This is a genomic window from Actinoplanes rectilineatus, assembly GCF_000962825.1.
Lineage (GTDB): Bacteria > Actinomycetota > Actinomycetes > Mycobacteriales > Micromonosporaceae > Actinoplanes > Actinoplanes rectilineatus.
Genome location: NZ_JZKF01000007.1, coordinates 171,574 through 185,295 on the forward strand (window position 1 = coordinate 171,574; position 13,722 = coordinate 185,295).

The window sequence follows — 13,722 nt, forward strand, 5'->3', positions numbered from 1 at the left end:
GATGTCGTACTGTTCCGACCCGTGGAGGCGACAGTCACGGGCCGGGCGCGGGAGATGGCGATCCTCACCGGAGTCGTCGACGACGCCGCCCGTGGCGCCGGTGGGGTGCTGCTGGTGCGCGGCGAACCGGGGATCGGCAAGTCGCATCTGCTCGCCGCCGCGGCCGGGCACGCCCGGTCGCGGGGTGTGCTGGTGCTCGCCACGGTGGGCGTGCCGGCCGAGTCGCATCTGCCGTTCGCCGGACTCCACCAGCTGCTGCGGCCGCTGTTGTCCCGCACGTCGGAGCTGCCCGAGCCGCAGCGGGCGGCGATGCTGGCGGCGTTCGGGATGTCGCCGGGTTCGCAGAACGTCTTCTTCATCGCGCTGGCCGCCCTGGAGCTGCTGGCCGACGCCGGCCCGGTGGTGGTCCTCGCCGACGACCTGCACTGGCTGGACGACGCGACCGTCGAGGTGCTGGCGTTCCTGGCCCGGCGGATCGCGGCGGAGCCGATCGCGGTGCTGGCCGCGACCCGGTCCGGCTCGTCGCTGGACGGCCGCCTGGTCGAGGTGACCGGTCTCGACGACGACGCCTCCCGGGCCCTGCTCCGGCGGCACGCGGCGGACCTGACTCCGGCCACTCGCGAGCGGCTGCTCACCGAGGCGGCCGGGAACCCCCTCGCCCTGGTGGAACTGCCCGCGGCGATCCGGGCCGGCCGGTGGGACGACGCGGCGGTGCTGCCGTCGATGCTGCCGCTGACCGCCCGGTTGGAGAGCGCTTTCAGCGCCCGGCTGGACGACCTGCCGGCCGCGACGAACGCGCTGCTGCTCGCGGCGGCGCTGGACGACGGCCGGGGCCTGCCGTCGGAGATCCTGGCCGCCGCCGGGGTCACCGAGGACGCGCTGACCGCCGCACAGGTGGCCGGGCTGATCAGCCTCGACGGCGGGCGGATCCGGTTCCGGCACCCGCTGATCCGGGCCGCCGTGCACCACCGGGCCGGCGACGCCGACCGCCGGCGCGCGCATCTCGCCTGGTCGGCGGTGCTCGCCGAGCAGGCGGACCGGCATCTGTGGCACCGGGCGGCGGCCGCCACCGGACCGGACGCCGCCATCGCCGACGCCCTCGAGGAGGTGGCCGGGCGGGAACGCGACCGGGGTGCCCTGGCCGCGGCGAACATCGTCCAGCAGCGGGCGGCCCGGCTCACCGCAGTCCCGGCGGACCGCGCCCGGCGGCTGCTGGACAGTGCCGAGCTGGCCTTCGAACTCGGTCACCACCACCTGGTCCGCAGCCTGGTCGACGAGGCCGGGCCGATCGCGGACACCCCCCGCGAGCAGTCCCGGGTCATGCTGCTGACCGGCGTGCTCGACGACGGTCGGGCCGGGGACGTCGCGGCGATCCGGGGCATCACCGAGCAGGCCCGCCGGATGGCCGCGGCCGGCGAGCAGGACCTGGCCGGGCTGCTGCTGGTCGGGGCGGGCCGGCGCTGCTGGTGGACCGAGCCTGGCCCGGCGCAGCGCCGGGCGATCGCGGCGCTCGCCGACGAGTTGCCGGTGCCCGAGCCGGTCCGGTTGTCGGTGCTCACGTTCGCCGAGCCGATCGAGCAGGGCGGCCGGGTGATCGCCGCGCTGCCGGAGGTGTTCGCGGCCACCCGCGACCCCGGTGAGCTGGCGCTGCTGGTGCTGGCCGCCTACATCACCGGCGACTTCGACCGGTGCCTGGAGGTGGCCGGTCCGGCGACCGACGGGCTGCGCGCCCAGGGCCGTCTCGCCCTGCTCGGGCAGGTGCTCACCCTGGAGGCCAGCGCGGCGATGCACCGCGGTGTCTGGGCGGACGCGGCGACGATGGCGGACGAGGCGGTCCGGGCCACCGTGGAGACCGGCCAGCCGGACTGGATCCTGGCCGCCCGGCACGTGGACGCGGCGATGGCCGGGCTGCGCGGCGACACCGGCCGGGCCGGCGAGCAGGTCGCGTTGATCGTCGGGGACGACCAGACGTCGGCGGTGGCGTCGTCCGCCCACCAGTCCCGGGGGCTGGCCGCGCTGGCGTCCGGCGCGTACGCGGAGGCGTACGACCAGTTCCGCCCGGCGTTCGATCCGGAGCATCCGGCGTACCAGCGGGCCCTGCAGTGCTGGCTGATCAGCTATCTCGCCGAGGCGGCGATGCACAGTGGCGACCGCCTCGAGGACGCCCGTCTCGTACTCGCCGGCCTCGAGGAGCTGGCGGTGGTCAGCCCGTCACCGGCGCTGCACGTGTCGGTCCGTTACGCGCGGGCGGCGCTGGCCCCCGACGACGACGCCGAGAAGCTGTTCCGGGACGCGATCGACCGGCATCCGGCGCGCTGGCCGTTCCCGCGGGCGCGGCTGGATCTCGCGTACGGGTCGTGGCTGCGCCGGCACCGCCGGATCGCCGAGTCCCGGGAGCCGCTGCGGGCGGCCCGCGAGGCGTTCGACCGGCTCGGCGCGCAGGGCTGGAGCGAGCGGGCCCGCCAGGAGCTGCGGGCCACCGGCGAGAGCAGCAGCCGGCCCGCGCCCGACGGCTGGCAGCGGTTGTCCCCGCAGGAGCTGCAGATCGCCACGATGGCCGCAGCGGGCATGTCCAACCGGGAGATCGGCCAGCGGTTGTACCTGTCGCACCGCACGGTCGGCTCGCACCTGTACCGGCTGTTCCCGAAGTTGGGCATCACGTCGCGCATCCAGTTGAAAGATGCCATCGCTCATCGATAGCCTTCTCTTCATGGGAGCGCTCCCGATCAGTCTCGCCGCACTCGTCCTGGCCACCGCCGCCGTCGCCGTCCCCGCCCCGGACCAGGCCACCGCCGACCCCCTCTCCGCGGCCACCGGGCAGGCCGCCGCACCGGCACTGCCCGGTGTCCACACCCCCGGCCGCGTCGAGGACCGCGGCGCCGAGGTGCGCTACACCTGGCCGGGCGTCTACTTCGAGGCGACCGTCCGCGGCGGCGACGTCGGGATCGTCCTCGACGACGCGGTCAACGACTATGCCGTGACCGTCGACGACCAGCCGCCGGTCACCCTCACCCAGCCGGGCCGGCAGACCATCTGGGTCAAAGCCCGTCATCGGGTACGCCTCGCGAAGCGCACCGAGAGCCCCTGGACCCCCGGACAGTTCGGTGGTTTCGTCGCCGGTCCCGGCAATGCGATCGTCGGCACCCCGGCCGCCCGTCACCGTCAGATCGAGTTCATCGGCGATTCGTGGACCGCCGGCTACGGCAACATGTCCACGGTCCGCGACTGCTCGCCGACCGGCGGCGTCGACCGCAACTCCAACGCCGACCAGAGCTTCGGGGCGCTGACGGCCCGCGCGCTGAACGCCGACTACCAGCTCAACGCGTGGTCCGGGCGGGGCATGGTCCGCAACTACGACGGCGGCGACCCGGGAACCGACTACCGTACCTACTACGACCGGACCCTGCAGGCCGCGTCCACCGCCGTGTGGCAGCGCCCGGCGAGCTGGCGTCCGCAGGTGATCGTCATCGGTCTGGGCATCAACGACTTCTCGACACCGGTGCACGCCGGCGAGCAGTGGGCGGACGAGGCCACGCTGGCCGCCGACTTCCGCACCGCCTACCTGGGGTTCCTGCGCAGGCTGCGGGACCGGTACGGGCCGAACCCGCGGATCCTGCTGACCCACCCGACCCTGAACGCCACCCTGACCGACGCGATCACCCAGGTCGCCGCCGCGTCCGGCGACCCGCGCGTCCAGGCGTTCCACTACGACAACGCCGCCCTGGGCCTGGACCTGATGGGCTGCGACTGGCACCCGTCGGCCCGCGACCATCGGCTGATCGCGGACGCCCTGACCGCCCACCTCCGGACCCTCACATAGAGGTGCGGCGTCTCCGCAGCTCGGCCAGGACCACGCTCTCCCGCTTGGTGACCTCGCCGTCCACGGCGGCCACCCGGCATGCCGACCGGACAGCGCCGACCTGGCCGAACGAGGCGACTGTGGACGGTTCGTCAGGTGGTGCGCAGCACGACGCGCCCCGGCGGGCGCGGGCCGTGATCAGCGCGAGCGCCGCCGCGAACCCGTCGAGCGGGAACCTTGACAGTCGCTAGCTAATACAATTAGCTTTTAGCTAACTCAATTAGCCAAGGCGTGAGGAACGACATGAGCGAGCAACCGACCACCGCCGGCGTGGTCACCGGACGGCCCCTGACCTGGCTGCGCGCCGAAGGGCTCGCCGTCGCCGCCGGCGCCCTCGCCCTCTACGCCGGCACCGGACAACCCTGGTGGCTGGTGCCGGCGCTGTTCCTGGTCCCCGACCTGACCTGGTTCGCCTACCTGGCCGGGCCGAAGGTGGGCGCCTGGTTCTACAACCTCGCCCACACCGCGCCCCTGCCGATCGCGCTGCTCGCCGTCGGCGCATACGCGGACATCACCGCCCTCACCGTCGCCGGCGCCGTCGGGCTGTTCCACATCGGGCTGGACCGGCTGATGAAGTACGGCGTCAAGTACGACCACGGCTTCACCATCACCCACCTCGGCGTCCACGGCCCCGGCAAGCGCCCGCCTGTTCAGCGGGGCCTTCTCTCCACTGCCGAACACGATCGCGTACGGCGAGACCACGGTCACGACGCTGCGCGAGGGCGGGCTGTCCCTGCTCAGCCGGCCACCCAGCAGTAGACCGGGTGTGGTTCGCCGATCGCGTCGTCCGCGTCGAAGAAGGCCCCGGACACGGTGGCGACCCGCCGGGCCGGCCCACCGGCGCACGGCGGCCGTCCGGCGGGACGGTGCCGGATCACCGGACCGGCCCGCCGGACGTACCCGATATCAGGCGATCTTCATGCTGAAGATGACGGCTGCGTGGTCCGAATAGGGCGTGCTCGCCACCGCGCACCAGCGCCACGGCTCGGTGCTGAACACGTGGTCGAACTTGACGTTCCACACGGTCGTCGAGCGCCCCGTGCGCAGCGGGTTCGCCGGGTCGGACTGGTCGCACTCGCGGTAACCGGTGGTGCCGTTCCAGTACAGGTCGGCCGGCCACACCCAGGCACGGGAGTTGCCGGGCCAGTCCGGCGGCGTCACGTTGAGGTCACCGCCGAAAGCCACCCTGTCGTACTTGTCGACCTCGGCCTTCACCTCGGCGAGCTGGTCGTCGGCGTAGTCCCAGGTCGGGTGGTCGGGGTTCACGCCGTACCGGGCGAGGTGCAGGTTGCAGAGCCGGATGTTGTCGAAGTACGTAGCCGTGGCGCACTGCTGCACGGTGTTCTGCCCGTTCCACGGCTGGGTCGTGGTGAGGGTCTTCGGGTTGGACAGACCGGCACCGATGACGATGGCCGTGCCGATCCGGTCCTGGCGGCTGCTGCCGTCCTCACCGCAGCGGCTGTTCGTGAGCACACCGTTGTTGGAGTAGTAGTACGGTGCGAAATTCTTGTGCCACACCGACCCGAGCCGGCCCATCAGGGCGGTCAGGTCGTCCTCGCAGATCTCCTGCAGCAGCAGCGCCTGCACGTAGTTCTTCGCAATGTGGTCCTCGATGACGCCGAGCTTGTCGGCGACGGTGCCATAGGCGCCACAGTTCCAGCTGGCCCGCTGCGACCCGCACATGTTCCAGGACATCAGCTGCAGGTTGGTGCCGGCGGGCGCGGCGGCCGCGGCCGGGCTCACCGGCAGCAGCGTGGCGAGCATCATCAGTGCGCCGGTGAGGGCGGCACGGAGCTTCCTCAAGTGTTACTCCCCCGAAAGATCGATCAGTTTCGACCACTGTAGATCTTGGCTCCGGGATCGCGCAGCCCGCGGTCACTCCTGTGCAGCCCGCCGGTCTCTCCTGTGCCGTCCACCGGTCACTTCCCCGTGCCGCCCAATGTCCGGTGGACGGCACGCGCGACCCGGCGGGATTCGAGGGCGGCCTGCCGGAGCATGCCGCCGAGTGTCACGTCGTACCCGATGAAGTGAAGACCCGGCCGTGCCGCCGCCCCGCCGTGCGTCACCGGCACGGCTGGATCGCCGACTACCCGTCGATCGAGAACTTCCTCAACCCGATCTATCGCACCGGCGGCTCCGAGAACCACGGCGGCTATTCGAACCCCGAGGTGGACGCGCTACTCGCGGAGGCCGACGCCGCGCCCTCCCAGCAGGCCGGCTGGCAGCTCTACCGGCGGGCCGAGGAGCTGATCCTGGCCGACATGCCGGCCATTCCGCTCTGGTACCAGAGCACGGTCTCGGCCTGGTCGAGCCGGCTGCGCGACGTGCGCCCCACCGCGTTCCGCGAGCTGGACCTGTTCAGTGTCCGGGTGGCCACCGGCCTCCGGTGACCCCGGGCTGTCCGATTCCCCGTACCGACATCCGAGGAGATCTCATTGAGTCAGACAACGCGGGCCCAGGAACTGCGCGCTCTGCACGACCGGCGCCCCCTGGTGCTCCCGAACGCGTGGGACGCGGCCAGCGCGCGGATCATCGAATCGGCCGGCGCCGCCGCGATCGCCACCACGAGCGCCGGCGTCTCCTGGGCCCACGGTCGCAGTGACGGCCAGCAGCTGAGCCGGGAGGACGCTCTGGCGGCGGTCGGCCGGATCGTGGCCGTGGTGAACGTCCCGGTCACCGCGGACATCGAGAGCGGCTACGGCACCGGTTCGCCCGACGACATCGCGGCGATCGTCCGTGAGCTGGTCGAGCTGGGTATCGCCGGCATCAACCTGGAAGACGCGCCGGGCACCGGTGACACACCACTACTCGATCCGAAGGCGCAGGCCGAGCGGATCCAGGCGGCCCGGTCCGCGGCCGCGTCCGCGGGCGGCGACCTGGTCGTCAACTCGCGCACCGACACCTACCTGCGCCAGGTCGGGCCCGCCGGCAGCCGCCTGGACGCCACGTTGGAACGGCTCGCGATCTACCGTGCCGCCGGCGCCGACAGCCTGTTCGTTCCCGGGGTGGTCGACGAACCGACGATCGAGGCGCTGGTCGCCGGAGTGGACGGCCCGGTGAACATCATGGCGGGCCCGGGCGCCCCCTCCATCCGGCGACTCGGTGAGCTGGGCGTCGCCCGGGTCAGCGTCGGCCCGCTGCTCACCCAGGTCGCGCTGGAGGCCACCCGGCGGGCGGCGGCCACGCTGCTCGGCGACGGCGACTACGGCGACGCAGCCGACGCGATCGACTTCGGCACGGTCAACGGCACCTTCACCCGCTGATCACCGTCCTGCGCAGCGCCGGGCGGACCTGTCTCGGGCCGCCCGGTGCTGCGCGTTCGTTCTCCTTCAGGGGCACACGGCTACGTCACGGTGCGGGCGTCTTCTGCGGCGCCATCGAGAACAGGGCGAGGGCCGCGGAGACCAGACCGAGCAGACCGCAGATCCACCACACACCGCCGTGCAACGCCTCCCAGACCGCCACCCCGAAGACCGGCCCGAGCGCCAGCCCCAGCCCGAACGACGCCTGGTGAGCGGCGATGTATCGGGCCTTCACCGCATCCGGGAAAGTCGCCGGATAGGAGAACATCATCGGACCACTGATCATCGCCCCGAACGCGACGACGACGGTGGCGACGAACAGCAGTGCCACATTGAACGTCGCCAGCGCGTACCCGATCAGGCCGATGCCGAAAATCGCCTGGCCGAGCGCACTGACCCGGTTCGCCGGACGGTTCTGGACATAGGAGGTGACCTTCAATTCACACAGGATCAGCGTCAATGACGACACGGCCAGAACAGCGCTGTAGACCGCGGTGGGATAGCCGTCGGCGGTGATCTGCAACGGCAGTGCGACGTAGTACTGGGCATAGATCAACGCACCCAGCAGCATCGAGGCCAGGAACAACAGGAAACGGCCGTCCCGCACCAGAGTGGCGTAGGCGTTCCCCGCCGGGGCCTCGGCGTCCTCGGAGGCGGCGGCCGCGGTGCCGGCCGGGAAGAAGATCAACGCCAGGCCGGCGTACGCCAGAGCGGTCACACCGTCGACCCAGAACAGCAGGTCCCAGTCGATCAGCACCAACCCGGCCGCGACCAGCGGGCCCAGCGCGGAACCGGCACTGATCGCCGTGCGCTGCATCGCGAACGCCATCACACGGTTCTCCGCGGGCATCAGCTCCGAGAGCAGCACCGACGACGCCGGCCGATAAGCCTGGGTGGCCAGCCCGGCCAGGCCGACCGCGACCAGCAGTACCGGGTAGAGAGTCGGCGTGGCCAGCCACGGCACGATCGAGATCAGGACGGCCGAGACGGACATCGCACCGATGATCGTCCGGCGCGGGCCGACCCTGTGCGTCACCTCCCCGCCCGCCAGGGTGCCCAGCACCGCCCCCGCGCTGTAGACCGTGAGCGCGACACCGGCCTGACCGATCGAGAACCGGTTGACGGTCAGATAGAGCAGCAGGAAACTCTGCGCGAAAGCGCCCACCTGGTTGACCAATATGCCCCCGAGCAGGTACCTGACCGGAACCGGGGTAGCGCGGAAACTCGCCAGGACGCCGGGCGAATCCCGGCGCTTCCGTGCGTTCGTCGTAGTGCTCGCCATGGCTGCGATCCCACCAGAGCCACCGATTGACCGGTAGAACGACGGCTCCCGAAAAATCAATTCCGCGGGGCACGTCAGCCGCACTCGAAGCGGAATCCACTGAAGGCGGGCTCCTGATTGACCGGCTCCGTTCGCGGAACCGAACGGAGAATGGCCCGCCGCGGCCCCTCGATCAGGCGCGCGTCGTAGTCGCCTCCCCCGCGTATCTGCCTGAGGAACACCCCGACCAGCCGGGGCGAGAAGTACCGGCCGGTGGTGGCGGAGCGCCACAGCAGACCCGCGTCGACGCTCGACTCCAGCCGGGCGTCGGCCGTCGCCTGCGGGATGTTCAGCACGGTCGCGGCCGCGGCGGCGGTGGTCCCGTCGGACAGGTCACGGGTCAGGGCCAGCAGCGCCGTCCGGGTGTCGTCCGGCAGCCGCTGGTAGGCGGCGGCGAACCGGTCGCGGAGCCGGATGTCACCGACCGCGATCAGCTCCAGCGCGGGGTCGGCCCGGGTCAGCTGGTCGGCGACGGAACTGATGGTCTGTTCCGGCCGGGCGGCGAGCCGGCGGCCGAGCAGGTTGAGCGCGAGCGGAAAGTTGCCGCAGGCGTCGGCGACCACGGCCATGGCGTCGCTCTCGGCGCGCATGCGGCCCACGCCGGTGATGAGGCTGAGCAGGGTCACCGACTCGTCACGGCTGAGTGCACAGAGCTCGATCCGGTGGGTGTCGTCGAGGCCGAGCAGCCGGGCCCGGCTGGTGACGATCGTCAGGCTTCGCCCGGCCGCACCGATGAGCGGACGGACCTGCCTCTCGTCCGTGACCCCGTCGAGCAGGACGAGCAGCCGGCGTTCCGCGAGCATGGAACGGTAGAGGTTGACCCGCTGGGCCGGGTCGCCGGGGAGCATCTCGGCGGGCAGGCCCATCGCGTGCAGGAACCCGACCACGACAGCGTCGGTGCCTTCCCGCGGATCGGTACAGCCCAGGTCGGCGTAGAGCTGACCTTCGAAATAGTCACGCGCCACCATGGCTGCCAGGCGCAGGGCCAGCGCGGTCTTGCCGACACCGACCGGACCGGTGATCAACAACGGGCGCCGCGTGCCGGCATCGGGCCGCATCCGGCCGATCGCCTGCGCCACGATCGATTCCCGGCCGACGAACGTGGTGAGATCCCGCGGAATCTGCGCCGGCCGTGGCAGACGCGCCGCGACGGGACCGCCCTTTCGCCCCGGTCCCGCGCCCGGTCCCGGGCTCTTCTCGGCCGGTGCGACGGTCTCCTCATCAACACCAAGATGGTTCGCGAGGCGATGCCAGCGCTGTTCCCACGCCGGCTGATCGCCACCGCAGGCCGCCACGAACGCCAGCGTCACCGGCAGGGTCGGCAGGCGGTGGCCGCTCGCGGCACTGGAAAGGACCGACGGGGCGAACAGGGCGGTCTTGGCGAGGTCCCGGTAACTCGGCTTTCCCCTGTGGTTACGCAACGCTCGCAGGTCGTTGGCGAACTCCGCGAGCGGCCCGGAATCCGGATCGATCAGACGTTCAGGCCTGGCCACCGCTCACCTCGACTCACGTCACAGCGCGACGTACCGGACGATAACGGAAACGATGTTCGCGTCCGCCACGGGCGAGCGAACGGATCAGGCCATGGCTCAGCGATTTGCACAGTAGACCCCCGCGTGTCCACTTCAGACGTTATCGACCCGCTTGACGATAACCTAAGTCCCACCAAACCGATAGGATAACAACCTGTGCCCCATCACTCACCCTGCGACAAGGTGGGCACCACGCCAAGGCGTACCGAACAGGCAAACGGGATTATCACTACAAAGGTAGCCTCCGGCACTCGTCCGCCAGCTGCTGAGCCGCGCGCTCCGGGCCTCTCCATCAACCCGAACAGGACCGGCGACATCGTCGACGCCGCAAGCCACCTCATCCACTTCGATCACCGCCACCTACGCGAATCTTGCTGCGATCACCTCAGTGGCTCGTCGCCGACTCGGCGGGTGGCTCTACCTTGACCGACACCATCCAGAACAGGACTCTTCGGCCGAGGCGGCCTCCGAACGGTGGCGGAGTTGCTTCAGACAGAAATGGTGGCGAGCGCGAGAACGGCCGTACCGATACCGGCCAGCAGGATGACGCCGGCGGTCAGGGTGGGCATTCGGTGGCGCAGCGTCCGGGCCAGCCGACCGTTGCCGAACGGCCGGAGGCGCTCCCCCCAGCGTGCCAGCGCCAGGCCGATGCCGATCAGGACAAGGGCGAGGCCGGTTCCGTACGCGACGACGAGCAGCACCCCGAACCACGTCCGCCCGAGCGCGATAGCCCCGAGCAGGACGACGACCGCCGACGGGCTGGGCGCCAGTCCCCCGGCAAGTCCGATGGCGAGCACGGTCCGCGCCCGAAACGGCTCCCCGTCAACAGGTACCGGCAACACCGGATGCGTGTGCACCCACCCGCCGTGCGCATGAGTGTGTCCCGACGAACCCTGATGCTCATGCGCACTGTGGTCGGCATGCTCGTATGCGTGCTTGTCGCCATGCTCGTGCGGATACGCGTGTGCGTGGTGGTCGCCATGCTCGTGCGGATGGTGGTCAACATGCTCGTGTGGATGTTCGTGTGCCCTGCAAGCACCATGTGCATGGTCGGCCACGACGGTATGGACAGGGGAATCAACACGAGCAGGAGCATCAATATGAGAAGAGGAGTCAACATTGGCAGACGCATCAACATGAAGGGGCGGGCCGGTGCGTATTGACGGGCCGGTCCGAACCGACGGACCGGTCCGAACCGACGGGCCGGTGTGAACCGGCGAGTCGGCCTGTCCGCCGAGTACCGAGTGCACATGGACCGGCGCCGGCATGAGCGCGGCTGTCCGGCGGGCCGACGACGCGCGCCAGAGCAGATGACCGCCCACGGCCGCGATCAACAGGCCGCTGATCAGGCGTAACCATGCATACAGGGCACCCGGAGCCAGGGAGACCGTGGTTGCCAGGGCCACCCCAAGGAACAGCACGCCCACCGTGTGGGTGATCGTCACCGTCACACCTGTCCAGAGGGCGTGTGACAGGCGGCCTCTCGTGCCTACGAGGTACGCCGCCATCACCGTCTTTCCGTGGCCGGGCGCCAGTGCGTGTGCTCCGCCCAGGATCACCGCGCCCAGGAGTGCGAGGACGCCGATCCCCCAGTTCAACTGGACGCTGCCGGCCAGGCCGGTGAACCACCTGGTCAGCCGGTCGGCGACCCGATCCTGGCGTCCGTCGGCCCCGAGGTCCCCGGTGGACGAACCCTGGGCGGGGCCCCCGGCGCGGACCGTCAGTCGCGCTTCGCGGACGTCCAGGTTCGCGGTCCCGGCCGGGTACGACGTGAGCCGCTCGCTGACACTGGACGACGGCACGCTGGATTCCGTCACCGTGAGGTGATCGCCGACCGCTGTGATCTCGCGCCACCCGATCCGGTCGGGCAGGTAGCCGAGTCCGAAGGTGATCACGTCCCCGTCGGCCGGCCGCACGTCGGCGTGCAGTCGGCACTGGAGGCGCAGCGTGGTCAGACCTCCGGCACCAGGGGGAAACGTCAGTCCCGCGTCCTCACCGCTCATCGGCAGCGCCCGTCCGCCGACCGTGAGCGTGCCGGCTGCCGCGATCTCGGTGCAGGTCTTCACGGCGTACCCGGGAAGGACCTTGATCTGGAAAGCAGGGAGTTCCGCGAGATCCAGCACATGGTCGACGTCGACACCTGACGGCGTGACACGCAACCCGGCGTATTGATTGGTCGTGAAGTTGCCCAGCGGATGAGCGGGCACAGCACCCGGCGGGCGAGCCGGAGCAGCACCCGGCGGGCGAGCCGGAGCAGCTCCCGGTGAACGAGCGTGGGCGGCGCCCGGCGCGACCACCGCGGCGAGAGCAACCTCCGGCGCGACCACCGCGGCGCGAGCAGCTTGTGGGGTGACCACCGCAGCGCGAGCAGCTCCCGGCGCGACCGCCGCGGCGAGTACGGCCCCCGGCACGACCGCGGCGACCATGGCGGCCAGTGTGGCTGCCGTCGATGTTGCGGCGGTCAGGCGCTTCATCGGGCCACGGCCGCACGTAGGGCCGCCTCGTGCCGCAGCGAGAAGTACGGGTTGATCGTCCACGCCTCGTGGAAGTCGGCGGCTGCGCCGGTCTCGTCGCCCAGCGACCGGCGGATCACGGCCCGCTGGAAGTGGGCGCGCGCGTCCCGGGTGCCCAGCCGCAGGCCGCGGTCCGCCTGCTGCAGCGCCTCCCGATCGCGCCCAGCGCTGTGCAGCGCCCACGCATACGCCGTCTCGACCGTCACCGACGGCCGGGAGCGCAGCAACGCCCGTCCGAGAACGACCGCCCGCTGTCCCGCACCACGGTCGGCGTGGAAGTGCACCAAGTCAACGTCGACCGTCGTCGCGTCCAGATGCTCGCCGACACGAATCAACTCGTCAACATGAGCGGATCCGGCGCGGTCGCCGGATGCGAGCAGGACGTCGGAGAGCAGGCTCAGGTATTCCACCGCGGGGAGGATCGCCACCGCCGCCCGGAGGTCCGTCGCGGCCGCTTCCACATCGCCTCGGGCGGCGGCCACCCTGGCCCGGCCGGCGAGCAGGGCCGGCCGCTCCGGTCGTTGGCGCAACGCGGCCGCATAGTGGGACGCCGCCGTCACGAGATCACCGGATCCGAAGGCCAGGGCGCCGAGGTGCTGCTCGGCGAACGCCCTGTCGTCGGGGGTGTCCGCCGTATCAAGTGCCCGGCGCATCAGCTCGCGGGCTTCCGCGTCGTCGCCGTGGAGTTCGCGCAGGTAGGAGGCGCGGGCGAAGGAGGCCGGGCCGGGGCGCAGGTCGAGCATCCGCTGGACCGCGTCGGTGGCCTCGCCGTAGCGTCCGAGTTCGACGAACGCGTCGGTGAGCACGCCGTACGCGTCCGCCGAGTACGGGTCGGCCGCCACCGCCTGGCGGGCCTGTCGCAGCGCACCGGCGAAGTCGTGCCGGGCGGCCGCCAGCGCGCCGAGGCCGGTGTGCGCGTCGGCGTTGTCCCGGGGGTGGATGGCGAGTGACCTGGTCAGGGCGGTGTCGGCCGCGGCCAGGTGGGACGGGTCGCCGGTGATCCGGGTGTCCTGGACGTGCGACATGCCGAGCGCGGCCCAGGAACGCCAGTCACCGGGCACCCGCTGCAGGTGCTCGGTGAGGGTTTCCCGGTGCGTCCGGCCGCCGTCGGCCCGGGGGGAAGGTTCCTGGGGCGGCCCGCCCGGCAGCATCGCTCCGGCCACGATCAGGATCGCCGCCGCGGCTCCCGTCACCG

General features: G+C 71.5%; 10 protein-coding genes. 5 read left to right on the forward strand and 5 right to left on the reverse strand.

Going from position 1 to position 13,722, the window contains the following annotated elements:
- Nucleotides 1–21 precede the first annotated feature (21 nt).
- The 3 genes from WH85_RS08270 (at nt 22) to WH85_RS08280 (ending at nt 4,618) form a co-directional block, all read left to right on the forward strand.
- A complete protein-coding gene (locus WH85_RS08270; protein WP_083448864.1) occupies nt 22–2,700 on the forward strand; it encodes a helix-turn-helix transcriptional regulator in 2,679 nt (892 codons plus the stop codon).
- Nucleotides 2,701–2,710: 10 nt separating this feature from the next.
- Nucleotides 2,711–3,820, forward strand: a complete 1,110-nt coding sequence (locus WH85_RS08275) for an SGNH/GDSL hydrolase family protein (RefSeq protein WP_052720252.1) — start codon at nt 2,711–2,713, stop codon at nt 3,818–3,820.
- A 282-nt stretch (nt 3,821–4,102) separates the two neighbouring features.
- Complete coding sequence (locus tag WH85_RS08280) at nt 4,103–4,618, forward strand: DUF4260 domain-containing protein (RefSeq protein ID WP_063775473.1); 516 nt, start codon at nt 4,103–4,105, stop codon at nt 4,616–4,618.
- Between the two features lie 147 nt (nt 4,619–4,765).
- Here WH85_RS08280 and WH85_RS08285 read toward each other — a convergent pair whose 3' ends face one another.
- Nucleotides 4,766–5,662, reverse strand: a complete 897-nt coding sequence (locus tag WH85_RS08285; protein WP_083448865.1) for an endonuclease/exonuclease/phosphatase family protein — start codon at nt 5,660–5,662, stop codon at nt 4,766–4,768.
- 143 nt (nt 5,663–5,805) lie between these two features.
- On the opposite strand from WH85_RS08285, the gene WH85_RS08290 reads away from it, so the two are divergent.
- Both WH85_RS08290 and WH85_RS08295 read left to right on the forward strand, forming a co-directional pair.
- A complete protein-coding gene (locus WH85_RS08290; protein ID WP_045741118.1) occupies nt 5,806–6,249 on the forward strand; it encodes a hypothetical protein in 444 nt (147 codons plus the stop codon).
- A 45-nt stretch (nt 6,250–6,294) separates the two neighbouring features.
- A complete protein-coding gene (locus tag WH85_RS08295; RefSeq protein WP_211275310.1) occupies nt 6,295–7,122 on the forward strand; it encodes an isocitrate lyase/PEP mutase family protein in 828 nt (275 codons plus the stop codon).
- Between the two features lie 85 nt (nt 7,123–7,207).
- On the opposite strand, the gene WH85_RS08300 is transcribed toward WH85_RS08295, so the two are convergent.
- From WH85_RS08300 to WH85_RS08315, 4 genes are all read right to left on the reverse strand, one after another.
- Nucleotides 7,208–8,443 carry an MFS transporter gene (locus WH85_RS08300; RefSeq protein ID WP_045741120.1) on the reverse strand — a complete coding sequence of 412 codons (1,236 nt, stop codon included), beginning with the start codon at nt 8,441–8,443 and terminating at the stop codon, nt 7,208–7,210.
- Between the two features lie 74 nt (nt 8,444–8,517).
- A complete protein-coding gene (locus tag WH85_RS08305; RefSeq protein WP_052720253.1) occupies nt 8,518–9,975 on the reverse strand; it encodes an NB-ARC domain-containing protein in 1,458 nt (485 codons plus the stop codon).
- A gap of 527 nt (nt 9,976–10,502) precedes the next feature.
- Nucleotides 10,503–11,909 (reverse strand): sulfite exporter TauE/SafE family protein, encoded by a 1,407-nt coding sequence (locus WH85_RS50210; RefSeq protein ID WP_211275311.1) that lies wholly within the window; start codon nt 11,907–11,909, stop codon nt 10,503–10,505.
- Between the two features lie 575 nt (nt 11,910–12,484).
- Nucleotides 12,485–13,720 carry a tetratricopeptide repeat protein gene (locus WH85_RS08315; RefSeq protein WP_052720257.1) on the reverse strand — a complete coding sequence of 412 codons (1,236 nt, stop codon included), beginning with the start codon at nt 13,718–13,720 and terminating at the stop codon, nt 12,485–12,487.
- Nucleotides 13,721–13,722: the final 2 nt, after the last annotated feature.

What these genes read in the sequence shown, in the direction of transcription:
- WH85_RS08275 (WP_052720252.1), top strand. Translation starts at nt 2,711, where the DNA reads ATGGGAGCGCTCCCGATCAGTCTCGCCGCACTCGTCCTGGCCACCGCC.
- WH85_RS08280 (WP_063775473.1), top strand. Translation starts at nt 4,103, where the DNA reads ATGAGCGAGCAACCGACCACCGCCGGCGTGGTCACCGGACGGCCCCTG.
- WH85_RS08300 (WP_045741120.1), bottom strand. Translation starts at nt 8,443, where the DNA reads ATGGCGAGCACTACGACGAACGCACGGAAGCGCCGGGATTCGCCCGGC.